The following is a 23,975-nucleotide window of genomic DNA, read 5'->3' on the forward strand; positions in this document are numbered from 1 at the left end:
CAATGTGCCAAACTCCTGTTGTTGTTTGCGTCGGACCCGCGCTAGGGTTCGGCAAAATTGATCCAACGGAGAAGCAAAATGAACGCGCCTCAGACGAAACCGACCTTGCGGGCAAAAGATGCCCCAGATTTGGGTAAATTTTCGTGGGAGGATCCGTTCCGCCTGACCGACCAGTTGCACGAAGACGAACGGATGATCACTGACAGCGCACGCGCTTATGCGCAGGAAAAGCTGCAACCGCGTGTAACCCAAGCCTATCAGAACGAAGAAACCGACCCCGAGATTTTCCGTGAAATGGGGGAAATGGGCCTGCTGGGCACAACCATTCCCGAAGAATATGGCGGTCTGGGTGGCAACTATGTCTCGTACGGTTTGGTCGCGCGCGAGATTGAACGGGTGGATTCCGGCTATCGTTCGATGATGTCTGTGCAAAGCTCTCTGGTCATGTATCCGATCTACGCTTATGGCAGCGAAGATCAGCGCCGGAAATACCTGCCGAAACTGGCCTCGGGTGAATGGATTGGCTGCTTTGGCCTGACAGAACCGGATGCTGGGTCGGACCCGGCGGGTATGAAAACACGGGCCGAGAAGATCGACGGCGGCTACCGTTTGACCGGTAGCAAGATGTGGATATCAAACGCCCCGATAGCTGATGTGTTTGTCGTCTGGGCCAAATCTGATGCCCATGACGGCAAGATCAGAGGCTTTGTTCTGGACAAAGGCCTCAAAGGTCTCAGCGCGCCGAAGATTGAAAACAAGCTGAGCCTGCGTGCGTCAGTCACCGGCGAGATTGTGATGGATGGCGTCGAAGTGGGCGAGGGCGCCTTGCTGCCGCATGTTCAAGGCCTGAAAGGCCCATTCGGCTGTTTGAACCGCGCGCGCTATGGCATCAGCTGGGGCGTCATGGGGGCTGCAGAAAGCTGCTGGCATGCAGCGTTGCAATACGGTCTGGACCGCAAGCAGTTTGACAAACCTCTGGCGCAAACTCAGCTGTTCCAGCGCAAACTGGCCGATATGCAGACCGAAATTGCATTGGGTCTGCAAGCCAGTCTGCGTGTGGGGCGCTTGTTGGATCAGGCCGAGGCCGCGCCCGAGATGATCTCAATCGTCAAACGCAATAACTGCGGCAAAGCGCTTGATATTGCGCGCATGGCGCGTGACATGCATGGCGGCAACGGTATCTCGCTTGAATTCCACGTGATCCGCCACATGGTCAATCTGGAAACCGTGAACACGTATGAGGGCACACATGATGTCCACGCGTTGATCCTTGGACGTGCGCAAACCGGGTTACAGGCGTTCTATTGAGATCGTGCTGAATTGTGGGCCATCACGCGTTCAGCAGGTGGCCTAGTTCCCTGCAATTAATAATTCGCATAATTGGTATTATGGTAAAAATTAAATCTAGTATAACGCCAGAAAACAACAGCTTACTAAATCAACTTTATCCAACTTGAGACAGCTAAATGGAACTGAATGGAAAAACCGTCGTAATTACCGGCGCCGCTGGCGGGATTGGCAAAGGTCTTGCAGAACGGTTCGCCCATGATGGCGCTATGGTCATATGTTCTGACGTCGATCTACAGGCGGCACAGGATCTCGCCAATCGCATTGGTGGTCATGCTTATCCCTGCGACGTGGCCAGCGAAGCTCAGATCAAGGCTTTGATCGACTACGTCGAAGCTGAGGTCGCGCCGATCGATCTGTTTTGCGCCAATGCAGGAATACTGACACTTGGCGGTCTGGATGTGCCAGATCAAGACTGGAACCGCATCTGGGACATTAACGTAATGTCTCATGTCTGGACCGCACGCCATCTTGTGCCCAAAATGCTTGAGCGCGGTCAGGGTTACATGCTGATCACCGCATCTGCTGCTGGTTTATTGAACCAGCCAGGAGCCGCGCCATATGGCGTCACGAAACACGCAACGGTTGGATTTGCCGAATGGTTGTCGCTGACCTATGGCCATAAGGGCTTGCGTGTGTCAGCGTTATGTCCTCAAGCCGTTCGGTCCGAGATGACACGCGGACACGAAACATCGGTCGCTTCCATCGATGGAATGCTCGAACCCGAGGACGTTGCAGACGCGTGCGTTGAGGCCATTCGGGCTGAGCAGTTTCTTGTTCTCCCGCACCCTCAGGTGCTAGACTATATGCGACACAAAACAGCAGACTATGACCGCTGGTTGGCTGGAATGCGCAAGCTAAATCAAACCTTTGTGGAAGGTACTTAAGCCTTCGGTTTACGCATCAAACCTTCTTGGGCAACAGAAGCGACCAAAACTCCGTCCTGTGTGTAAATAGAGCCCCGGTTGAATGACCGGCCCTGCCCTGTCCACGGCGAATCCATCGCGTAAAGATGCCAATTGTCGAACTGCACTGGAGCATGGAACCATAGCGCGTGATCGAGGCTCGCGCCGTTAACCTGACCAGTAAACCAGCTGAGCCCGTGTGGACGCATGCCAGAACTCAGCAAGCTCATATCCGAAGCATATGCCAGCAACAGGTGCTGAGTGCGCGCGTCTGCAGTTTCCGCGGCCCCCATCCGGAACCAGATTTGATTGCGGTCGTCAGCGGCCACGGGGTTGAACGGATCAAGGTGATCCACCTCACGCACCTCGATGGGACGTTCACGCAGCAATTCAACGCGCAGTTTCTCGGGAACGCGCTCCAAATATTGATGGCGCAAATCGGACCGCGCGGGATAGCTTTCGGGCGCATCCAGATCCGGCATTGGATGTTGATGCGCCCAGCCTTCATCCTGAACATGGAACGAGGCGGACATGTTTAAAATCTGTTTTCCATGCTGAATTGCGACCACACGGCGGGTTGTGAAGGAACTTCCATCTCTCGCTCTATCCACCTGATATATAACGGGTATCGATGGATCACCCGGGCGGATGAAATAGGCGTGTAGCGAATGACATAGCCGATCTTCGACTGTTCTATAGGCCGCAGCCAGTGCCTGTGCGATCACTTGGCCGCCGAAGATACGCGTTGGTGTTTCACCACCGGACCCCGTGCCCCGGAACAGATCAACTTCCAGACGTTCAACATCTAAAAGATCAAGAAGAATGCGTTCTGCTTCGGTCATATTCTGCTCTCTGAGTGTGACAGATATCCGCCTATCAGTCGCCTTCGGATCAATCAATCACCGCACCTAGTACCAGCGCCTTTAACTCGGCCCGTGACGGATAAGAACTCGAGGGCGACAACTGAGTAAAAAAGATACCGCTCAGATCGCTTTCGCGATCAAGCCAGAAATAGGTTGAGGCCATGCCACCCCAACTGAAATCGCCAACCGAGCCGGGCACACGCATCCTTGCAGGGTTCAGAACCACGGACCCACCGAGGCCAAAGCCCATCCCCTCCATCGGTTGTTCGGCAAAACTGCTAGGACCCATTGATGCAATTTCGCCGGGTAAGTGATTGCAAAGCATAAAGTCTACGGTTCTGGGGCCCAGAATCCTATGCCCGTTCGCTGTCCCTCGATTGCGCAGCATTCCGACGAATTTGGCATAATCATCGATGGTGCCGATCAATCCGCCCCCACCCGAAAAAGTCGAGGTGTTTTCAAAGGGGGACGACCCGGCCTCATCCACCAATCGCAGTGTTTCACCGCCCCGTTCGGCTGAGTTCAGCGCCATCGCATCACCCGACAAGGGAGAATAAAGAGACGCAAAGCGATCCCCTACCCCTTTGGACACGGAAAAACCGGTTTCCCACATGCCCAGAGGCGCAAAGATCTGCTGGTCGAAATATTGACCCAACTGTTGGCCTGAGACAATTTCGATCACGCGACCCAGAACGTCAATGCCGACGGAATATTCCCAACGCGCACCGGGTTGAAATGCCAGTGGCAAGCGCGCAAGATCACGGACCCGATCTGCCAGAAGGCCCTGATTGGGTTTGAACAGCAAATCCTGCTGTTCCATGGCCTCAGGCAAAACGCCGGGATTGAACGGGTAGCTCAGACCGCTTGTATGCGTCAGTAGGTGATGCAGCGTCGGGCTGGTTGCTGTTTCGGTTTGATCCAGTCGGGTGGCGCCAGGAACAAGGGCCTGTATATCATTGAATTCCTGTATAAATTCGGACAACGGTGCATCAAGATGGATCAAACCCTGTTCGACCAACATCATCAACCCGGCCGAGGTTATGGGCTTGGTCATCGAATAAATCCGCGCCAGAGTATCGCGTTGGAATGGCAGGTTGTTTTCAACGCTGCGCTGACCACAGGCATGAAAAAGCACCTCGGCGTCTTTGTGATGCAGCAGAAAGGCGCTGCCAGCGTATTTACGTTCGGTGACGTAGCGCTCCATCCAACTGCGAATGCGGTTAAGGCGGTCTGGGTCAAAGCTGTGTACGGGGTGGGTCATGAAATCTGTTGCTTTGCTGAGTGGAACCGGTCAGTGATAAATCGAGAAAATTGGCCTTTGCTTTGCCCAGCCCATAAGCGATTGTTTCCACATAAAGACGGCCCTTGTCGCGGATTCGTTGTGTGCCTGTTCTAAAATCTGCTGACACCCCGGATTGGAGTATCAACATGGCGCAAACTATAGATTTCGTTTACGATTTCAGCAGCCCAAACGCGTTTCTTGCATATAAGATGCTGCCGGAACTTGCCAAAAAGCACAAGGCGAAGATCAACCCGATCCCGGTGCTGTTGTCCGGTGTATTCAAATCGACCAACAACCAGAGCCCGTTCGAGGCGTTTTCCGAAAATCGTCAAAAAACAGCCTATCTGACCCACGATCTGCACCGCTTTGCCCGGCGGCGTGGCGTGAGTTTCCACATGAGTCCGCATTTCCCGATCAATAGCAAATTCGCCATGCGCGGTGCATATTATGCATCGGGTAAGTCATGGGAAAACAAATATATAGATGCCGTTTTTGACGCGATCTGGGTGCATGGTCAGAAGGTGGAGGAACTGGGTGTGCTGACTGACATCCTGCGTGAGGCAGAACTGCCCGTTCGCAAAATCCGTGAGGCGATTGCGGCGCCTGAAACCAAGCAGATGTTGAAAGAGCAAACCAAGGCCATGGTCAGGCGCGGCGTCTTTGGCGTGCCCAGCATGTTTGCAGGGACTGAGATGTTCTTTGGAAAGAACAGTCTGGGCAATCTGGATCTGGAACTCGCGCTACATAAGTGATCCAAAACAAAGCTCTATCGCAATATATTAATCCTGCTCAAGTGCAGCCAAACCATGTTGCGCAAAAACGGGGACATAGGCCCCGAACGCCTGCGCTCGTTTCGGGTCCGAGGCGTTCCCATCCAGCGCGCGTTTGTAGACACCTTGTAGGATTCCTGCCATTCGGAAGAAGTTGAACGCCAGGTAGAAGCCGAAGTTGTCAATCCTCGGCAACCCGCGCCGTGCACAATACTTCGCAATAAAGGCAGCGTCGCTGGGCAAGCCGAGCTGATCCCGATTTATACCAGCCAGCCCGCGCCCTTCTTTGCCGGGTGGCATCTGCCATTGCATGATCACTGCGGCCAGATCGGCGTAGGGGTGGCCGATTGTGGACAATTCCCAATCCAGAACGCCAATACAGCTGGTCCCATCTGCAGCAAACATCAGGTTGTCGATGCGGTAATCCCCATGCACCAGCGTGCGCTGCCCGTCATCATCAGGGATCGCAGAGGCGAGCGCTTCGATAAGCGCGTTCATATCAGCAATATCAGTGGTTTCAGAGGCGCGATACTGCTTGGTCCATCGGGATATCTGGCGCTCAAAGTAGTTGCCAGTTGGCCCGTAGTCTGACAGGCCTACAGCATCGATATCCACCATATGAAGCTCTGCCAGAACGCGGTTCATTTCGTCCAGAACAGCGCTGCGGATCGCGTTGCTTTCACCTTCCATTGTGGGTTGCAGGAAGACCCGACCTTTAAGACGCTCCATGACATAAAAGGCTGAACCTATGACGGTTTCGTCCTCGCACAGCACCAGCATCTTGGGCACCGGAACCGGGCTGTCGGCCAAGGCACTTTGCACGCGAAATTCGCGATCTACGGCGTGGGCTGATTTCAGAAGCACCCCGGGCGGTTTGCGACGCAGCACATAAGACCTTGTAGGCGTGCGCAGTTCATAGGTCGGGTTGGATTGCCCGATCGCAAATTTTCTGGCTTCAAGCGGGCCGCTATAGCCTTTCAAATGCGCTGATAGGTAGGTGTCGATGGCAGCCAAGTCCAAATCGGTGTTGGTTGTCATGTCCGATCCTCACCTAAAGGGCTTCGGCAAAGATATTCGGAGCGGTTACGACGTTAATTCCGCCTGACACCGGAATGACTGCGCCTGTTACGTATCCTCCGCCACGACCACACAGGAACAGCATACAGCCTGCAATATCCTCATCCCGACCTACGCGTCCTAAAGGCACGGATTTACCAACCCTATCGCGCGTATCCTCATCCGCAGTCGCAAAAGCGGTCATCCGCGATACAAAAGGCCCCGGGGCCAACGCGTTGACGGTGACATGATAGGGTGACAGTTCTTTGGCCAGGATTTTGGTCAGATGCAGCACAGCTGCCTTCGAGGCGGAATAACTGTAAGCGCCATCGCCCATGGGCACTTCACCCATCACCGAGCCGACATTGATGACCCGCGCCGGGTCCTCGGCTGTTCCGGATTTCATCAGCAACGGCAGCAGTCTTTGCGTCAGTTCGAAAATGCCCGTCACGTTGACAGACATCACCTTGTCCCAGGCCTCATAGGGGAACTGACCCATCGGCGCACCCCAGCTGACACCAGAATTATTCATAAGAATATCCAGTGTCTCCGTCCGCGCGTTGATGTCAGAAACAAGCGCCTCGATCCCCTCTTTGCTGCCCAGGTCGCCCGCAAACCCGACCGCGCTTCCCGGCGCATCCAGCGCGTTGAGTTCTTCAGCGACCGCAGCGCAGGCCTCACCCTTGCGTGAGGCGATCATCACATAGGCCCCGGCCCGCACCAGTGCTTCGGCAGCCATGCGGCCAATTCCAGTGGCCCCGCCTGTGACCAGCGCGGTTTTACCCTGAAGTGAAAAAAGGGTTTCGGGGGTCATGGGTGTCTCCTCACTTACACGTGGTGGCGGTTGCCGTGACGGGAACCAGAGGTGGCCGTTGACAATACATAACCCAGCCTCAAAAGTTTCCGATACCAGAATAACAGGGACAACAGGGTCAACATGCAAGCATTACTCAGCGTCGCCCCCGGTGGGCCAGAGACTTTGGAACTGACCACCCTGCCCGATCCATCGCCCGGCAAGGGCGAGCTGTTGATTGCTGTGAAGGCGGCCGGGGTGAATTTCCCGGATACGCTGATCATTCGTGACCTCTATCAGATGAAACCACCGCGCCCCTTTGCCCCCGGCGGAGAAATCGCCGGAGATGTTCTGGCCATCGGAGAGGGCGTAACAGGGTTTGAACCTGGTGATCGGGTGCTGGCGCTGACGGGTTATGGCGGGTTTGCGACCCACCTGACGATCAAGGCCGCCACTGCCATCAAGTTTCCGGATGGTATGCCCTATGAGGACGCGGCTTGTTTCATTTTCACCTATGGCACCTCATACCACGCGCTCAAGGACCGGGCATTGCTTCAAGCCGGTGAAACCATACTGATCTTGGGGGCCGCGGGTGGTGTCGGCTCTGCCGCGATTGAGCTGAGCAAAGCTATGGGTGCGCGGGTGATCGCCGCCGTGTCATCCGAGGACAAGGCCGTATTTTGCAAACAGATTGGTGCGGATGAAACGATCGTCTATCCGCGCGAGATGGACAAAGACGCCCAAAAGGCGTTCTCGGGCCAGATCAAAGCGCTGGCCGGTCCCAATGGCGTGGATGTTGTCTATGATGCCGTCGGCGGGTCGTTTGCCGAACCCGCGTTGCGCAGCATGGCGTGGAACGGGCGTTTTCTGGTGGTGGGGTTCCCTGCTGGCATCCCCAACCTTCCGCTGAACCTACCTTTGCTCAAAGGGTGCCAGATCGTTGGCGTCTTTTGGGGCGCGTCGGTGTACCGTGATCCTCAGGGTCATGCGCAGAATGTTGCAGAGCTATTTACACTCTATGCAAAGGGACAAATCAAACCCCGCATCAGCATGCAGTTCCCCCTGAATAAGGCTGCCGATGCGTTGAAGCTACTGGCAGATCGTTCCGTGTTGGGCAAACTGGTCATCACACCGGACGCGACCTGAGGGTCACAGAACGGCGTGAAAGACGGTTCTGCAGCCGGCAGGGATTGTTTCACTGCGCAACAAAGCGCAGTAGACAACTCAGGCTAATCGTGGCTATGAACCAGTGATGGGGAATAAAAAGACATGACGAACATTCTGGTTTTGAATGGTCCGAACCTGAACCTGCTTGGCACCCGCCAGCCAGAGGTTTATGGCAGCACCACATTGCAGATGGTCGAGGATCTGTGTGTTGACCATGGCGCTAAGCTTGGTCTGACCGTAACCCATTTTCAGTCGAACCACGAAGGCGCCTTAATCGATGCCATTCACGCAGCGCGCGAAACACAGCGTGGGCTGATCCTGAATGCGGGCGGCTATACGCATACATCCGTGGCGCTGATGGATGCGATCTCGTCCGTCGGGTTGCCGCTGGTCGAAGTGCATCTGTCGAATATTCACGCCCGTGAAGCGTTTCGTCATAAGTCCTTTGTTGCCCCAGTCGCGCTGGGGCAAATCTGCGGATTTGGTGTGCAAAGTTACGTTCTGGCGCTAGACGCTATAGCGGCCCATCTTGGGGCAACGGGTGGCAGATGAAGCTAAACGAGTATCTGCACTTTGTGAGCTATGCCAAAACGCTGGAAGAGTTGTGGGACGCCCATTGCCGCCAAATGGCGCTGTTTGGCTTTGACCGGCTGATCTATGGTTATACGCAGTACCGGACCGAAACCTCGTTGGGCGATCCCGAAGACTTTGTAATCCTGTCCAACCATGATCCGGCCTACACGGATGGCTTTCTGCAACATGGGATGTATTTTCACGCCCCGATGCTCAAATGGGCGCTAGACAATGAAGGCGCGGCCAGTTGGCAAATGATCCAACAGATGATGTCCACAGGCCAGATGAGTGTTGAAGAGCAGAGAGTGATCGATTTCAATCGATCGATGGGCGTTGTGAACGGCTATACGGTCAGTTTCAACTCTGTTTCTTTGCGCTCAAAAGGGGCCATTTCGCTGTCTGCGCAGGACGGGCTTAGCCAGGATGAGGTTGATGCGATCTGGGCTGAGCACGGCGATGACCTATTGCTCATGAACAATATGGCGCATCTGAAAATCCTGACCCTGCCCTACAACCCGCCCAACCGCGCGCTGACAAAGCGGCAGCGCGAAGCTTTGGAATGGGTCGGCGATGGCAAGACTACGCAGGATATTGCGCTGTTGATGGGGCTGACCTCGGCAACCGTAGAAAAGCACCTGAGACTGGCGCGTGAATCCCTGTCGGTTGAGACCACAGCACAGGCCGTACTAAAGGCATCTCTGCACAATCAGATGTTCCTGATGGAAGCCTGAGCACCGGGGATATTCACGACAGTTTACCCTAGGTAAGGAAAACATGACTTCCGGATTGGGCCACAAAATTGCAAATTGGTCTTGTTCCGTGAGTGGTGGCTTTAGCCAGGGAACACTTCGATCAGATCTTTGCAATATCAAAGCTCTCTGATCACTCTGACACAGGGGCGCCTATTTGTCCGCGTCACTAGGTCGGAAATTTGGGGGGCCTCGACCATCCCCATCATGCGGGGCCCTCCATTCTATTTTCAGTTTGTTGGAAGCAAAAAACGGGCTGCGACCAGCACAACCCGTTTCGATGCTTTGAAAAGGCCCCAGACCGGGGCCTTTGAAAGGCCTTAGCCCTGAGCCGCCTTGGCGACTTCGGCTGCGAAGTCTTCTTTTTCGACCACGATGCCTTCGCCAACTTCCAGACGAATGAAGCCCGTGATGGTGGCGCCTGCCTCTTTGGCCGCCGCTTCGACGGTCAGATCAGGATTCACAACGAACTGCTGATTCAGCAGAGTCGATTCGGCGACGAATTTCTTCATGCGACCGATGATCATTTTTTCAATCACCTGCTCCGGCTTGCCGGATTCGCGGGCGATGTCCATCTGAACCTGCTTTTCCTTCTCGACAATCGCCGGATCCATGTCCGCCTCGGACAGGGCCGCCGGGTTCACAGCCGCGATGTGCATCGCAACCTGCTTGCCGATCGCCTCGTCACCACCAGTCAGAGCAACCAGAACACCGATTTTACCCATGCCGTTGGTGGCGGCGTTGTGGACGTAGGACACAACCGTGTCGCCCGACAGTTTGGCCATACGCCGAACCGACATGTTCTCGCCGATGGTGGCGATCTTGTCGGTCAGCGTGTCGGCAACGTTTTTGCCGCCCAGGTCAGCCGCCAGCAGCGCGTCAACATCGTCGACACCTTCTGCCGCAAATGCGATCTTGCCGACCATTTCCTGGAATTCAGCGTTTTTCGCAACGAAGTCGGTTTCCGAGTTCACTTCGACTGCAACACCGGTGCCGCTGTTGACGTGAACAGCAACCAGACCTTCTGCTGCGGTACGGCCCGATTTCTTCGCCGCTTTGGCCAGACCTTTGGTGCGCAGCCAGTCAACGGCCTCGTCCATGTTGCCGCCGGTTTCGGTCAGCGCTTTTTTTGCGTCCATCATGCCTGCGCCGGTCGAGTCGCGCAGTTCTTTAACCATTGCTGCTGTGATTGCCATCTTTAGGCTCTCCTCAATTCAAACGGATTTGGGGCAGGTCTACCCTGCCCCATATGTCAGTAACGTGACGGGCAGCTTACGCTTCGGCTTTGGCTTCCGGCGCGGCTTCTTCCGTAGGCGCTTCTTCGGCAACGGCTTCTTCAACCGGAGCTTCTTCGAACGCACCCAGGTCAACGCCTGCTGCACCCATCTGAGCGGTCATACCGTCCAGAGCGGCACGTGCGGCCAGATCGCAGTACAGAGCGATGGCGCGCGCTGCGTCGTCGTTGCCAGGGATGATGTAGTCTACACCGTCAGGCGAGCAGTTGGTATCGACAACAGCCACAACCGGGATTCCCAGCTTGTTGGCTTCGGCGATGGCCAGTGCTTCTTTCTTGACGTCGATGACGAACAGCAGATCAGGAACGCCACCCATCTCACGGATACCGCCTAGCGAAGCTTGCAGCTTGGCCTGGTCACGTTCCATGCCCAGACGCTCTTTCTTGGTCAGGCCTTCTGCGCCCGATTCCATTGCTTCGTCAATCTGGTTCAGACGGTTGATCGACTGCGAAACGGTTTTCCAGTTGGTCAGCGTGCCGCCCAGCCAGCGGTGGTTCATGAAATACTGAGCCGACTTTTCGGCTGCCTCAGCGATCGGTTGAGCCGCCTGGCGCTTGGTGCCAACGAACAGGACACGGCCGCCTTTTGCAACGGTGTCACGAACAGCCTGCAGCGCCTGATCCAGCATTGGAACGGTCTGGGTCAGGTCCATGATGTGGATGCCATTGCGCGAGCCGTAGATGAACGGGCCCATGCGGGGATTCCAACGCTGTGTCTGGTGACCAAAGTGAACGCCAGCTTCCAACAGCTGACGCATGGTGAACTCGGGAAGAGCCATGCTATTTTCCTTTTCCGGTTTACGCCTGGGCGGGGGTGAAAGAAGCGGATGCTCCAACCGGCGGGCCTGATAAGGATGTCTCCCTCAAAAAGCCCAAACCCCGCCTGCGGGTTTGAATGGCGCGCGTATACGGCAGGTTTTGGGGTAGTGCAAGCGTCAAATGCCCTTATTTTTCAAGCCGCGCCAAGCTGTGTGCGTGACGAACGGCTTGCTCACACCAGGCCGCCAGCGCTTTGCGGTTTTCAAAGTCGCGGACCTTGGCTGGTGCGTGGTAAATCAACTCGACCGCTCCCTGTCGCCGCGCACCCAATGTCTTGAGCAGATGCGGACCGAACTCCATATCTCCCCACCAGCCATAAAAGCGGGCTGGTTGTCCATCTGGCGCGTGGAACACCGCTGTAACGGGCTGTACATACATGAAATCGCGCAACTCTTCTGTAAAGAACGCGGCGAAAAGCGTTGTTTTAAATGGCAAAACCCGCAACCCGTCGGTCGAGGTGCCTTCTGGAAAAAACAACAGCTTATGTCCGGCTTTCAGCCTATCTTCGAAAATCTTGGTCTGTTCTTTTGCTTTTTTGGGGTTCCGCTCGATAAAGACCGTGCCCGTTGCCCGCGCCAGCCAGCCAATGCCGGGCCAACGCGCCACTTCGGCTTTTGAGACAAAATAAATCCGCTTACGTGCATTGAGGGCAAAAATATCCAGCCACGAAGTATGGTTGGCCACAACAGCCCCGCAATGCTGCATTAACGCACCCGATGTCGTGAACGTAATTCCGAGGATGCGAAAGGCGTTGCGGCAGACGAATTGGGTGATGAATGGCGTGACCGGGCGGTGTAGTCCATAAAGTGGCCGTTCAACAAGGCGCACCAGCAGCAAGATGATCAGCCCGCCAAAGACCAGAACGGCCAAGGGCACGCCGCGAAGCAGGACCAGAACCCAGCCAACCGGCCCCAACTCAATCGGGTCCGGCGCGTCTTCGCTGTTCCAGAGGGGATCGCTCACCGCGTTACGCTCCACCGTAGATGCGCCTTTGGCGTTCATTCATGCGCGCGGTGTCGAGGATCAGGCAAACATCCGTCGTGTTAAAGTTGTGGTCGATAAATGCCCCCTCGCCCACAAAACCGCCCAACCGCAGATAGGCTTTGATCAGCGCCGGCACCTGAACCATTGCGGCGCGGCGATCCAGATCCTGAGGCGCGACAAGATCCATGGATTGGAACACATCCGCCTGCGCCCGCACGCGCAGATCAGGCGGAGCAAGGTGGTTGTGATGCAGCATCGCCAAGGGCTGGGCCAAGGCGGCCACATCCGTGCCGTGAAAGCTGGCCACACCAAACAGAACTTCGATCTGGCGCTCTGCGACATAACCGGCCAGCCCGTTCCAAAGATGATACATCGCCGAGCCGCCGCGATAATCTTTGTGCAGGCAGGATCGACCTAGCTCCAACAGCCGGCGTCCGCTGTTTTTCAGCACGCTCAGATCATATTCATCTTCGGAGTAAAATTGCCCGATATCTGCTGCCCGTTCCCCAGGCAACATCCTGTAAACGCCGATGATTTCCCCGGTGCCGTCGTCATAAGCCAGCATATGGTCGAAATACGGATCGAACCTGTCTTTCTCGAGCCCGGCTTCGTGATCTACCAGGTCACCACCACCGCCCAGTTCACTCACAAAGACGTCATAGCGCAGCTTCTGTGCGGCGCGCAGCTCAGCCTCGGTCTCGGCGAGCTTTACTGTAAAGGTGGGGCCAGTATCTGGCATAAGGTGATCCGTTCTCGTTTAGGGGCTGATACCGCAGTCTTTCGACCAGGCGCAACTGTTGCACCTTTGGTCAGGGTTGTTAACCTTTCCTAAACCAGTTTCACGGATCAAAGACGGGCATCAGGGCGATGCGCGTTCCATTGATTACCACTTTCCCCTGCTCGCGGAAGTTTACGGTGATCTTGCCTGCGATGTTGGACTGTACCTGTCCGACACCCCATTCGGGGAAATCCGGGTGGCGAACAAACATGCCCGGTGCAAGAATAGCATTCATGTCTGTCATGCGGGTCCCTTGTATCCTGCGGCAGATACAGCAGGAGGTACGCATGGGCGCATCAGACGTCAACCTGGCCGAATTGATCGGATCGAGGATCTGTCACGATCTGATCAGCCCGATCGGCGCAATCACCAACGGGTTGGAACTGCTCGAGATGGTGGGCGCGGTTCAAGGCCCCGAGATGGAATTGATCTCGGGCAGCGTCGGCAGCGCTGGTGCGCGCATCCGGTTTTTTCGCGTGGCCTTTGGTGCGGCCAGCGATCAGCCCTTGGGCAAGACCGAAATAGCAGAGCTGCTGAACGATATCGAACGTGCCGGGCGCGTTCGGGTCAGGTGGAACCTGACGGAGCCGGTGCCGCGCAATCAGGTTAAGCTGGCCTTTCTGGCACTGATGTGCTGCGAAAGCGCGATGCCTTTGGGGGGTGAAGTCGAAATCTCAACCATTGGCTCGGGCTGTCAGGTTGTCGGAACCGCTGATAAACTGAATGTTGACAGCGACTTGTGGAAAAGTGTCGCCACAGGACACCCCTTGGGCAAAATCACGCCTGCACAGGTGCAATTTGCACTATTGCCCGAATCGGCAGCAACGATGGGACGGCGGGTCGCGGTCGAAACCAGTTCGACCCGTGTAGCGCTGAGGTTTTAGCTCCGGACCGTGCCGTTGCCGCGCACCAGATACTGAAAACTAGTCAGCTGTGCCGCACCTACCGGGCCACGCGCATGCATCTTGCCGGTTGCGATCCCAATCTCTGCGCCCATCCCAAACTCGCCACCATCGGCAAACTGGGTCGAGGCGTTGTGCATCAGGATCGCACTGTCGAGCCGCTCAAAGAAACGCGATGCCGCCTGATTATCCTCGGTCATGATGCAATCGGTATGGTTCGAGCCAAACTGCTGGATATGCGCGATGGCGGCATCAATATCGGCTACCGGTTTGGCGGCAATGATGCTGTCTAGAAACTCTTTGCCCCAATCATCGGCCGTCGCCTGGAGCGTTCCATCAACGGCCAACGCGCCCTCGGCATGGACTTCGACGCCTGCGGCGATCAGAGCAGCGATCAGGTCACGCCCCAGAGTTTCGGCAATATCCTGATGGATCAAAAGGCATTCCGCCGCACCGCAGATACCTGTGCGTCGAGTTTTGGCGTTCAGCACCACCTCAAGCGTTTTCTGCGGATCAGCGGCTTTGTCGACATAGATGTGAACAATACCTTCCAGGTGCGCAAAGACAGGCACACGCGCCTCACGTTGCACCAACCCGACCAGCCCTTTGCCCCCGCGCGGCACGATAACGTCCACATATTCGGTCATGGTCAGCAATTCCTGAACCGCAGCACGATCACGGGTCGGAACGAGTTGAATGGCATCTTCCGGCAGGTTTGCCGCTTTCAGACCTTCGATCAGACAGACATGGATCGCAGTCGACGAATGGAACCCTTCAGAACCGCCGCGCAAAATCACCGCATTGCCGGATTTCAGACAGAGCGCGCCTGCATCTGCAGTCACGTTCGGGCGGCTTTCATAGATCACCCCGATCACACCCAAAGGCGTGCAGACCCGCTGGATATGCAGGCCCGAAGGCATATCCCATTCGGTCATCACCTCACCCACAGGGTCAGTCTGTTCTGCAACGGTGCGCAGCCCATCGACCATGCCCTGAATGCGGGTCTCGTCCAGCATCAGGCGGTCCATCATTGCGGGGCTGAGGCCTTTATTGCGACCGAACTCCAGATCCTTTTTGTTGGCCTCGATGATATCGGCACGATTTGCCCAAACCGCATCGGCGGCGGCGATCAGGGCGGCATGTTTACGCTCGGCACTGGCAAAGGCCAGCTCTCGTGCGGCATCCTTAGCGCGTTTGCCGAGATCGGCCATCAGAGCGGGGATATTGTCGAGGTCTTTCATCTTGTGCACCTTTCTGCGCCGCTAAAGCGCCAAATCGTCCCTGTGGATCAGCGCCGCACGCCCAGGATAGCCCAGTGTCGCCTCAATCTCCGAGGACTTGCGCCCCTTGATGGCGTCCGCCTCTTGCGCGGTATAGCGACTGATCCCTTGGGCCAACCGCCGCGCCTGAGGATCCAGAACCGCGACCGGATCGCCGCGACCGAAATCCCCGGTCACTTCGGTAATTCCAGCAGGCAGCAAGCTGTTGCCGTTTGCAAGAGCCTTGGCCGCGCCCTCATCCACGGTGATCTCGCCCCGAGGTTTCATTGCTGAAATCCACCGCTTACGCGCCGCGTGCGGGTCCAGCTTGGCTGTAAACCATGTACAGTTTGCGCCATTCTCAAGCGATTGCAGAGGTTTAAGCGTTGACCCTTCGGTAATCGCCATATCGCATCCGGCGGCTGTTGCCATCTTGGCCGCCAACAATTTGGTTTTCATCCCGCCTTTGGACAGGCCAGACCCGGCATCACCCGCCATTGCTTCAATCTCAGGTGTGATGTGATCAATGGTTTCATATCGTTTAGCCGAGGCATCTTCGTTCGGATTGCCCGAATAGAACCCATCCACATCAGATAGCAGGATCAGTTGATCCGCGCCTACCGTCACCGCGATCTGGGCCGCCAGACGATCATTGTCGCCATAGCGGATTTCATCTGTCGCTACAGTGTCGTTCTCATTGACAATCGGCACAACGCCGAGACCCAACAGAGTTTCTAACGTTGCGCGCGAGTTCAAATAACGGCGGCGGTCCTCACTATCTTCCAAAGTGACCAGCACCTGAGCCGTTGTGATCTCATGCGGGGTCAGCGCTTCTTCGTAAGCGCGGGCCAGTCGGATTTGACCCACCGCTGCGGCAGCCTGAGATTGCTCCAACGGCAGTGTAGCGGAGGGCAGGCCCAAAACGCCACGGCCCAAGGCGATTGAGCCCGAGGATACTAGAATGACATCAGCCCCCTGCCCCTTCAGCCAGGCCACATCCTGTGCAAGCGATTTCAACCAGTCCGAACGCAGCACGCCGGAATGCCGGTCCACCAACAAGGCCGACCCGATCTTGACCACCAAACGACGGGCTGCGGTCAGGGTTGCCACGATTGGGCCTCCTCCGCGGGTTTCTGGCGCAGCCGGTTTTCATCGATCTCGGCCCGCAGCGCACGCAACACCTCGGTCACGCCCAGATGGGCAACGCCTGACATGGTCATGACAGGGCCGCCAACCGCCTCTTCCAATTCGGCCTTGGTGAGGTCGCGTTCTTCTTCATCCAACGCATCCACCTTGTTTAGCACGGTAATGCGTGGCTTATCAGCCAGTTCACCGCCATAGGCTTCGAGTTCATGGATGATGGTGCGATAGTCTTCGGCCACAGTTTCTGAGGTGCCATCGACCAGATGCAGGAGCACAGCGCAGCGTTCCACATGTCCCAGAAACCGGTCGCCAATCCCGCGCCCTTCGTGCGCACCTTCGATCAGACCGGGAATATCGGCCACCACGAACTCAACATTGTCGACGCCGACAACGCCCAGATTGGGATGCAAGGTCGTAAACGGATAATCGGCGATCTTGGGTCGCGCATTTGATGTGGCGGCCAGAAAGGTCGACTTGCCCGCATTCGGCATGCCCAGCAGGCCCACATCCGCGATCAGTTTCAGCCGCAGCCAAATCGTGCGGTCGATCCCTGCCTGCCCCGGATTGGCGCGGCGTGGCGCCTGATTGGTCGCCGATTTGAAGTGCAGGTTGCCGAACCCGCCATTGCCGCCCTTGGCCAGCGAAAACCGCTGCCCGACCTCTGTCAGGTCGCAGATCACGGTTTCTTCGTCCTCATCCAGGATCTCGGTCCCGACCGGCACACGCAGGATGATGTCATCACCATCCTTGCCAGTGCGCTGCTGACCGCGACCAGGCTGTCCGTTCTTGGCAAAGAAATGCTGCTGATAGCGAAAGTCGATCAAGGTGTTCAGCCCATCGACAACTTCGGCCCAAACTGTACCACCTTTGCCGCCGTCCCCGCCATCAGGGCCGCCATATTCGATGTATTTTTCGCGTCGAAAGCTGACGCAGCCGCTACCTCCGGCCCCGGACCGGATGTAGACCTTTGCAAGATCGAGAAATTTCATGACTGTCCCCTACTGCAAAGGCCCCATCGGCCACAAGTCAGAGTTTTTTGCTATATGTCCAGGTGGGCACATTTGCGTCGCGTGCAACCGAATAGGTCTCGGCATCGCCAAGATATTCAAACCCGCAATGCGTCAGCACTCGCGCCGAGGCTGGATTGTCCTGAAACACACTGGCGAACATGCTGGAATGCTGTAGGGGGTTGGCCAGAACCAAAGCCTCTACCGCCAATGAGGCGATGCCGGTGTTCCAGTAAACCGGTGCGACCCAATAGCCGATTTCGGCCTGGTTACGATCCAACCGCTGTAGCGAGATCAGGCCGATCAATTCCGGCCCGCCATCCTTGGTGGCATCCAGCGCCCATACGTCCTCATCCCGTTCATCCGCCATGGCACGGGTTACAAAAGCCTCGGTCGAACCGGGTGGCAGCGGATGTGGAATCGTTGTGGTCATGCGCGCCACGCGCTCATCGCCTGCATAATGTTCAATGAGACCCATATCCGAACGGCGCAGTGGGCGCAGGTCGAACCGCTCGGTTTCGATGACCGGCTGGTTGATTATCGTCTCAAGTTTCATGTCTGTGCTCCTCCTCCGAACAACACGAAAAGTACGGACGCAACTGTGACACTCGCTAACGTCCACATCAGATATTTTTCCATAGGCCGTCCTTCAACCGCATGGGCGATTCTATCGCCCGCAAAAGTCCAGATCGGATGAAGAATTACCTGACAAAACAACAAACAAAGTGCGATTGTTAAAGTCGCCTGAAAGGCCGAAGTCCCCGCAGCGACAAAACCAGTGAAGCCTGCGATGATCATGGCCCAGGCCTTGGGGTTCAGCGGATGCACGATCAGCCCTGACCAAAAGCCCGGCACCGCAACATCGCCCTGACCGCGCGACAGGCGCAGATTGGCGATTTTCCACGCGAGCCAGATGATATAGGCCGCCGAGGCGTATTTGAGCACCTCAAACACCATGGGCACCCGATCCGCCAATTGCATCAGGCCAAAACCAACGGGCCAAATGATCAGCTGCTTGCCCAGGATGACCCCTGCAACAAATGGTAAGGCCGCCCGAAAACCATAGCGCGCACCTGTTCCCAGCAGGACCATATTGGCTGGTCCCGGCGTGCCGACCTGACTGGCGGCGAACAGGAGGAAACTGGTGGTTGCGACTGTCATCGGGTTTTGTTCACGACTGGGTTAAAACGAAAAAGGGACCGGCACTTTCTGCCGGTCCCCTGTGAAATTTTTATTAACCTTCTGGGTCTCGGCTTACTCTGCGGCCTCCGCCACTGGCAGGACCGAAATAAAGGTGCGGTTTTTAAGTCCCTTATGGAACTTCACGGCGCCATCGGTGGTTGCAAAGATGGTATGATCTTTGCCCATGCCAACGCCTTCGCCCGGCCAGAACTTAGTGCCGCGCTGACGTACGATGATGTTGCCTGCGATGGCGGCCTGGCCACCATAGAGTTTCACGCCAAGGCGACGACCCGCTGAGTCGCGACCGTTACGGGAGGAACCGCCAGCTTTTTTATGTGCCATTCTCTCTCTCCTTAGCCTTTAGCCAGTTCTTTGGCCTGTTCGATCCAGCCTTCACGCTCGATCCGACCTTTGAACGACAGTTTCTCGTCCATAGCAGCAACGTCTTCTTCCGTCCATGCCGCAATCTGGGCAAAGGTGGTGATGCCAGCTGCAAGAAGCTTCTTCTCAAGCGCGGGGCCAACACCGGACAGTTTCTTCAGATCGTCTGCGCCAGCGTCAACAGCGGGTGCTTCAGCCTTGGGTGCCGCGTCTTTTTTTGCAGCAGCTTTCTTGGCCGGTGCTTTCTTCGGCGCAGCTGCTTCGACAGCCGCTGCGGAAACCGAACCGGTCGCCGCTTTGATGCCCGACTTTTCAGCGCCCGACGACAGGATATCGGTGATTTTGACCAGGGTCAGCTTCTGACGGTGGCCAACGGTGCGCTTCGAGCTGTGTTTACGACGACGTTTGACGAATTTGATGACCTTGTCACCTTTGATCTGGTCGATCACTTCGGCTTGTACGCCCGCGCCTTCAACGAAAGGTGCACCAACAACCGGAGCGTCGCCGCCCAGCATCAGAACATCGTTGAATTGAACTTTTTCACCTGCGTCGGCAGCCAGTTTTTCAACGCGGAGCACATCGCCCGCCTGAACCTTGTACTGCTTGCCGCCAGTCTTGAGGACCGCAAACATGCGTCTTTCCTTTTCCAAATCGCGTTCTGCGGTCCCCGCATGGGTGTTGTCGGCTTTCGCCACCTCGAACAGCGCGCCCTTTTCGGGCTGTGATGAATGACCTTTGAAGCAAGTCCAAGGGTCAAATAATAACGATACCCGGCGCGGTATACCGGCCGGGATGCGCGCTTATCTATGGATTAAGGGCCAAAGTCAACACCAAAGCGTGTCAAAGATCGGACCCGTTCAAAACCTGCGCCACAGCCTCGCCCAACTGGAACGAGATCGTATTAAACATCTGGTCAAACCCGTCAAACAAGGCGGTATTCAGCGCCTGCCCGGTCTTGGTTCTGGAAAAGGCGATGTATTCGCGCATTTCAGCCTCATCCAGCGGTGCATAGGCCATTAGCAGAAAGGAATAGAGCCATTCGGTGGTGTCTTCTGTTTTGGCGTCCTGTTCGGCCAAAAGCTGCGCCAACAACTCGGCGTCGTCGCCGGGCTGGCCTAGTGTCATCCCTTTGAAGAAGTTATATTGGGCGCTCAGCGTACCCTGCACATTCTGCTCGACCAAATCATTGACCCCAATGAACTCTGTCACGAGTTCGACCAACATCGAGTCAGGTAATGCGCCCTTGTATGTCGCGCGCGCCATTTCCTCGATTTCGGGGGTTAGAAAGGCGCGACGCGCCGAGTTTTCAAGCGAAACGACCGTCTGACCCAGATCGCTGTTATAGAAGACGATGGCCTGATCCATCTGTGCGTCTGACATTTGGGCGGCAAACGCGTCACGCATCTGGTTGCGCATCCAGGTCGGATCATAAATGTCCTGCACCTGAGCCTGGAAGAAATCTCCACCCGCATTATCCAGCAGCGTTTCATCCACTTCGCGCCGATATATGTCACCCTCTTCCGCAAGAATTTGCGCCACTTGGTCAAGCCGCATGGCCTCGGCCAATTGTTCGGCATTCTCACTGGCGAACGCTGGCAAGGCCCCGACAAATAGCGCTGAAAACAAGGGCAGTAGGCGCATCAGATATCCTGAGCGGGGTGCAGTTCAGCCATGCGGGCGGCTAGCACTTCGAAGCGCATGGCCATGATTTCATACTGAATGGCATTCAGCAGCTCATAGACTTCCTGCATAAGCGGATGTTCCAAAGCGTCCACATAATCGTCAACTTCGGTGTCCGAGAACGCCTGATAGGTATAGGCCGCCCCCGCCAAACCAGAAAGCTGCAAGGATTGTCGCATCCCGGCTTCGTTGCTTTTCAACATCTGCCTCAGCTCATCAGCGCTCAACTGCAATTCGATCACGCCGGACGCGCTTGCAGCCAGCAAAAACCTCACCTGAATTTCCTGCAACGCCCTCAAGGACGTGCCCGAGGAATCAACGGCCGCATTCATGCGTTTGTAGCTTTCTACCCGCGGCGATCCAGCCTGCACCAGCGCGGCAAAAATCTCCTGCCCTTGCTGTTGTTTGACATCGTCATCCTCTTCCATGTGCGAGGCGTTTTCAGCCTCGACCAGACGCTGACCCAGATCTGATGCGTAGAAATCGACTGCGTGGTTCAGGGCATCGTCGCTTAGCGTCTCTTCCAGGATCGAAACGGCAGTTTCATGCATGCCCTCGGTGTCGAACACCTCTTCTGTCAAGCGCGTCCAATCAGACCCGAACCCTTCTGGATCAATCCCCAGCATTTGCGGTGCTGAACCGGATGCCAAAGCGATACTTTCTAATGCAACGTCAAATCCGGTTGTGGTCAGAAACGCCTCAATCCGATCCCGATTGGCGGCAATAACAAGCGACGGCAACAGGATCAGCGCGACAAACGAGGCGAAAAAGGCGATGGCGAAGCGGCGTGGTTGATGTGTCATATGGATGAGCCTAGGTGTTTTACCCCTTTAGGCAATGGAAAAACGCGGCTTTGCCGAATTCCGGAATTTTCTGCTTGCACCCCTGCCCGTTCCTAACTAAATCCCCCCCTCACAGACCCCCGCGGAGAGGTGCCGGAGTGGTCGAACGGGGCGGTCTCGAAAACCGTTGTGGGTGCAAGCCCACCCAGGGTTCGAATCCCTGTCTCTCCGCCAGCTTGTTTTGCCCAGCAAAATCGATCGTTCTTCTCAATACAAAACCATGGTTAAACCCATTCCCATCTCGCATTGGGCGTGTTCTTGCCACGCGGGTGGCGCGGGATCAGCGTAGCTTGGCCCATATCTCGCAGTTGCAGAAAAACACAAAGAATTCCCCTTTGAGAACAGATAGTTTTGCCCCATCTCGGCGACACATATTTCAAAGGAGAACCACATGTCGCGTACACTAATTCTGGCCATTGTCATCGCTGCAATCGGCGCTGGCGGCTATTTCTATTTTAACCAGGCAGAGAAAACTCCGGGTGAGCAATTGCAGGACGCGGCGCAAGATACTGCCGATGCTGTAAATGATACTGCCGATGCTGCTGGCGACGTAGCAAATGACGCGGTTACTGACGCGCAGGAGGCTGTCAGTGATGCCGTAGACACCGCTCAGGATGCCGCCTCGGACGCGTTGGACGCGGCCGCAGATCAGGCCAGCGAAGCCGCTTCATCGGTTTCGGATGCCGCGGATCAGGCCGGCGAGCAAGTGGCCGCCTTGGCCAATCAGGGGCAGGAGTTGTTCAATTCCTGGCTGCAGGACGGGCTGCTGACCGCCGGAGAATTCGACTATGACGCGATGGTCGCTTCTGTTCAGGACAGCGACCTGACGCAAGAGCTAAAAACGCAGGCGATCCAGATCTTTGACGAAATCAAAGCATCACCAGAAACCCTGCTGCAGAAGATCCAGGACCTGCGCAACCTGCTGACTCAACAGTAAAAGATATTGGGTCAGCCTTATCGGCTGGCCCTGCCTCTGTGTAAGAAGTTGCCAATTCCGCTACGTCAGCGCGACACGCGATTGACGCCGCACCGCCCATTTGTTTGGCTTGTCTTCAAACCAACCGCGTTGCGTTCCCTTGACGTCATTTGATTTCGGAACTCACTGGAAAGCGCGCTGAACCGAGGGCGCATCTGTGACTGAAATTCCCAAAACGATGTTCGCGACTATTCTCAAACATGATGGGTATTCCGGCACCATGACCGGACCGGTGATCGAGAATGCTGGTGACTGGCTTGCCGAAGCGGAACTGCCTGTTCCCCAACCTGGCCCCGGGCAGGTTCTGATCCGCTTGCGCACCGCATCGGTGAACCCGTCTGATCTGCATTTTATCAAGGGCGAATATGGCCAGCCTCGGGTTAAAGGTTCTGCGGCCGGGTTTGAAGGATGCGGAGACGTCGTGGCCAGCGGCAAAGGTGCCGAGGCCACGCAAGGGAAGCGTGTGGCGTTTGTCGCCGCAGGCTCTGGCGCATGGGCCGAATATGTCGTGACCCAAATGCAGATGTGCATCCCGCTGCGCCCCGATATCTCGGACGATGACGGCGCGGCGCAAATCGTCAATCCGCTGACCGCGATGGCGATGGTCGACATGGCGAAAGAGGCAGGAGACGCCTTTGTCCTCTCGGCCGCGACCAGCCAGTTGGGCAAACTGATGTGCAGCCTGGGGCGCGATCTGGGTTTGAAACCCATTGCTCTGGTCCGACGGGCCGAGGCGGTTGATATGCTCAAAGACCTTGGCGCGACTGAGGTGTTGGTGACCACCGATGGAGATGTTGTGCAGAAATTCTCCGAACTGAGCGCCACACTCAAACCTCGCATGTTCCTGGATGCGGTGATGGATCAACTCTCGGAACAGATCTTCTGCGCGATGCCAAACCGGGCGCGCTGGGTCTGTTATGGCAAGCTGGGCAGCGAAGCCCCTACCCTGACACAAACCGGCCAGCTGATCTTTATGGGCAAGCAGATCGAAGGGTTCTGGTTGACCCAATGGATGATGTCCACGCCACCCGCCGATCAAATGCGCGTTGTGGCTGAAGTGCAAGCGCGCTTTGCCGACGGGCGGTGGAAAACCGATGTATCGGAACGGCTTACACTCCGCAATCTGATCCCAAATCTGGCCGATGCGCTGAAAAAGAGTGACGGGAAGGTGATTATCACGCCATAGTAGAACAAACGCTGGATCACCAGCATGGGGAGGAAAG

General features: G+C 56.3%; 27 protein-coding genes and 1 tRNA gene. 10 read left to right on the forward strand and 18 right to left on the reverse strand.

Going from position 1 to position 23,975, the window contains the following annotated elements; all coding sequences use genetic code 11:
• The first annotated feature begins 78 nt into the window (after positions 1-78).
• Positions 79-1,308, forward strand: a complete 1,230-nt coding sequence (locus ACR0JX_RS03625; RefSeq protein WP_170536735.1) for an acyl-CoA dehydrogenase — start codon at positions 79-81, stop codon at positions 1,306-1,308.
• Positions 1,309-1,466: 158 nt separating this feature from the next.
• Positions 1,467-2,234, forward strand: coding sequence for an SDR family oxidoreductase (locus ACR0JX_RS03630; protein ID WP_480541461.1), 768 nt, complete (start codon positions 1,467-1,469; stop codon positions 2,232-2,234).
• Here the strand turns inward: ACR0JX_RS03630 and ACR0JX_RS03635 are convergent.
• Complete coding sequence (locus ACR0JX_RS03635; protein ID WP_480541463.1) at positions 2,231-3,094, reverse strand: acyl-CoA thioesterase; 864 nt, start codon at positions 3,092-3,094, stop codon at positions 2,231-2,233. The genes ACR0JX_RS03630 and ACR0JX_RS03635 overlap by 4 nt on opposite strands.
• A gap of 49 nt (positions 3,095-3,143) precedes the next feature.
• Complete coding sequence (locus ACR0JX_RS03640; RefSeq protein ID WP_480541465.1) at positions 3,144-4,376, reverse strand: serine hydrolase domain-containing protein; 1,233 nt, start codon at positions 4,374-4,376, stop codon at positions 3,144-3,146.
• Between the two features lie 167 nt (positions 4,377-4,543).
• On the opposite strand from ACR0JX_RS03640, the gene ACR0JX_RS03645 reads away from it, so the two are divergent.
• Positions 4,544-5,149, forward strand: coding sequence for a DsbA family protein (locus tag ACR0JX_RS03645; protein ID WP_480541467.1), 606 nt, complete (start codon positions 4,544-4,546; stop codon positions 5,147-5,149).
• A gap of 27 nt (positions 5,150-5,176) precedes the next feature.
• Here ACR0JX_RS03645 and ACR0JX_RS03650 read toward each other — a convergent pair whose 3' ends face one another.
• Together ACR0JX_RS03650 and ACR0JX_RS03655 are read right to left on the reverse strand one after the other, a co-directional pair.
• On the reverse strand, positions 5,177-6,205 hold the full coding sequence (locus ACR0JX_RS03650) for a phosphotransferase family protein (protein ID WP_480541469.1): 1,029 nt from the start codon (positions 6,203-6,205) through the stop codon (positions 5,177-5,179).
• 13 nt (positions 6,206-6,218) lie between these two features.
• Entirely contained in the window at positions 6,219-7,037 is an 819-nt protein-coding gene (locus ACR0JX_RS03655) for an SDR family NAD(P)-dependent oxidoreductase (RefSeq protein WP_480541471.1), read from the reverse strand.
• A 123-nt stretch (positions 7,038-7,160) separates the two neighbouring features.
• Here ACR0JX_RS03655 and ACR0JX_RS03660 point away from each other — a divergent pair, with 123 nt between their 5' ends.
• From ACR0JX_RS03660 to ACR0JX_RS03670, 3 genes are all read left to right on the forward strand, one after another.
• The gene (locus ACR0JX_RS03660; protein WP_480541473.1) at positions 7,161-8,162 is read left to right on the forward strand and encodes an NADPH:quinone oxidoreductase family protein; all 1,002 of its coding nucleotides are present in this window, start codon (positions 7,161-7,163) and stop codon (positions 8,160-8,162) included.
• Between the two features lie 123 nt (positions 8,163-8,285).
• Positions 8,286-8,735, forward strand: coding sequence for a type II 3-dehydroquinate dehydratase (gene aroQ, locus ACR0JX_RS03665; protein ID WP_480541475.1), 450 nt, complete (start codon positions 8,286-8,288; stop codon positions 8,733-8,735).
• Positions 8,732-9,487 (forward strand): LuxR family transcriptional regulator, encoded by a 756-nt coding sequence (locus tag ACR0JX_RS03670; RefSeq protein WP_480541477.1) that lies wholly within the window; start codon positions 8,732-8,734, stop codon positions 9,485-9,487. The genes aroQ and ACR0JX_RS03670 overlap by 4 nt, the downstream gene beginning before the upstream one ends.
• Positions 9,488-9,825: 338 nt before the next feature.
• On the opposite strand, the gene tsf is transcribed toward ACR0JX_RS03670, so the two are convergent.
• The 5 genes from tsf to ACR0JX_RS03695 form a co-directional block, all read right to left on the reverse strand.
• Positions 9,826-10,701: a translation elongation factor Ts gene (gene tsf / locus ACR0JX_RS03675; RefSeq protein WP_480541479.1), complete on the reverse strand. Its 876-nt coding sequence runs from the start codon at positions 10,699-10,701 to the stop codon at positions 9,826-9,828.
• A gap of 76 nt (positions 10,702-10,777) precedes the next feature.
• Complete coding sequence (rpsB, locus tag ACR0JX_RS03680) at positions 10,778-11,578, reverse strand: 30S ribosomal protein S2 (protein ID WP_480541481.1); 801 nt, start codon at positions 11,576-11,578, stop codon at positions 10,778-10,780.
• A gap of 166 nt (positions 11,579-11,744) precedes the next feature.
• Positions 11,745-12,620, reverse strand: a complete 876-nt coding sequence (olsA, locus tag ACR0JX_RS03685) for a lyso-ornithine lipid O-acyltransferase (RefSeq protein ID WP_480541483.1) — start codon at positions 12,618-12,620, stop codon at positions 11,745-11,747.
• Positions 12,586-13,341 (reverse strand): L-ornithine N(alpha)-acyltransferase, encoded by a 756-nt coding sequence (gene olsB / locus ACR0JX_RS03690; RefSeq protein WP_480541485.1) that lies wholly within the window; start codon positions 13,339-13,341, stop codon positions 12,586-12,588. Before olsB ends, olsA begins: the two co-directional genes overlap by 35 nt.
• Before the next feature lie 100 nt (positions 13,342-13,441).
• Complete coding sequence (locus ACR0JX_RS03695; RefSeq protein WP_480541487.1) at positions 13,442-13,624, reverse strand: DUF3553 domain-containing protein; 183 nt, start codon at positions 13,622-13,624, stop codon at positions 13,442-13,444.
• 43 nt (positions 13,625-13,667) lie between these two features.
• Between ACR0JX_RS03695 and ACR0JX_RS03700 the strand changes: the two genes are divergently transcribed.
• Positions 13,668-14,264 carry a histidine phosphotransferase family protein gene (locus ACR0JX_RS03700; RefSeq protein ID WP_480541489.1) on the forward strand — a complete coding sequence of 199 codons (597 nt, stop codon included), beginning with the start codon at positions 13,668-13,670 and terminating at the stop codon, positions 14,262-14,264.
• Here ACR0JX_RS03700 and ACR0JX_RS03705 read toward each other — a convergent pair.
• From ACR0JX_RS03705 to ACR0JX_RS03745, 9 genes are all read right to left on the reverse strand, one after another.
• Positions 14,261-15,523, reverse strand: a complete 1,263-nt coding sequence (locus ACR0JX_RS03705) for a glutamate-5-semialdehyde dehydrogenase (protein WP_480541491.1) — start codon at positions 15,521-15,523, stop codon at positions 14,261-14,263. The genes ACR0JX_RS03700 and ACR0JX_RS03705 overlap by 4 nt on opposite strands.
• A gap of 21 nt (positions 15,524-15,544) precedes the next feature.
• A complete protein-coding gene (gene proB / locus ACR0JX_RS03710; RefSeq protein ID WP_480541493.1) occupies positions 15,545-16,651 on the reverse strand; it encodes a glutamate 5-kinase in 1,107 nt (368 codons plus the stop codon).
• Entirely contained in the window at positions 16,639-17,673 is a 1,035-nt protein-coding gene (obgE, locus tag ACR0JX_RS03715) for a GTPase ObgE (RefSeq protein ID WP_480541495.1), read from the reverse strand. The genes proB and obgE overlap by 13 nt, the downstream gene beginning before the upstream one ends.
• Positions 17,674-17,710: 37 nt before the next feature.
• A complete protein-coding gene (locus tag ACR0JX_RS03720; RefSeq protein ID WP_480541497.1) occupies positions 17,711-18,247 on the reverse strand; it encodes a GNAT family N-acetyltransferase in 537 nt (178 codons plus the stop codon).
• The gene (locus ACR0JX_RS03725; protein WP_480541499.1) at positions 18,244-18,852 is read right to left on the reverse strand and encodes a LysE family translocator; all 609 of its coding nucleotides are present in this window, start codon (positions 18,850-18,852) and stop codon (positions 18,244-18,246) included. Before ACR0JX_RS03725 ends, ACR0JX_RS03720 begins: the two co-directional genes overlap by 4 nt.
• A gap of 93 nt (positions 18,853-18,945) precedes the next feature.
• Complete coding sequence (rpmA, locus tag ACR0JX_RS03730; protein ID WP_039535512.1) at positions 18,946-19,215, reverse strand: 50S ribosomal protein L27; 270 nt, start codon at positions 19,213-19,215, stop codon at positions 18,946-18,948.
• Between the two features lie 11 nt (positions 19,216-19,226).
• On the reverse strand, positions 19,227-19,886 hold the full coding sequence (locus ACR0JX_RS03735; RefSeq protein ID WP_480541501.1) for a 50S ribosomal protein L21: 660 nt from the start codon (positions 19,884-19,886) through the stop codon (positions 19,227-19,229).
• 208 nt (positions 19,887-20,094) lie between these two features.
• Positions 20,095-20,895, reverse strand: a complete 801-nt coding sequence (locus ACR0JX_RS03740) for a DUF2059 domain-containing protein (RefSeq protein ID WP_480541503.1) — start codon at positions 20,893-20,895, stop codon at positions 20,095-20,097.
• Positions 20,895-21,737: a DUF2059 domain-containing protein gene (locus ACR0JX_RS03745; RefSeq protein WP_480541505.1), complete on the reverse strand. Its 843-nt coding sequence runs from the start codon at positions 21,735-21,737 to the stop codon at positions 20,895-20,897. Before ACR0JX_RS03745 ends, ACR0JX_RS03740 begins: the two co-directional genes overlap by 1 nt.
• 123 nt (positions 21,738-21,860) lie before the next feature.
• On the opposite strand from ACR0JX_RS03745, the gene ACR0JX_RS03750 reads away from it, so the two are divergent.
• The 3 genes from ACR0JX_RS03750 (at position 21,861) to ACR0JX_RS03760 (ending at position 23,938) form a co-directional block, all read left to right on the forward strand.
• Positions 21,861-21,950: transfer RNA gene (locus ACR0JX_RS03750), tRNA-Ser, on the forward strand.
• Between the two features lie 217 nt (positions 21,951-22,167).
• Complete coding sequence (locus ACR0JX_RS03755) at positions 22,168-22,713, forward strand: hypothetical protein (protein ID WP_480541507.1); 546 nt, start codon at positions 22,168-22,170, stop codon at positions 22,711-22,713.
• Between the two features lie 196 nt (positions 22,714-22,909).
• Positions 22,910-23,938, forward strand: coding sequence for an alcohol dehydrogenase catalytic domain-containing protein (locus ACR0JX_RS03760; protein WP_480541509.1), 1,029 nt, complete (start codon positions 22,910-22,912; stop codon positions 23,936-23,938).
• Positions 23,939-23,975 lie beyond the last annotated feature (37 nt).

This window comes from Ruegeria sp. AH7 (assembly GCF_056541325.1).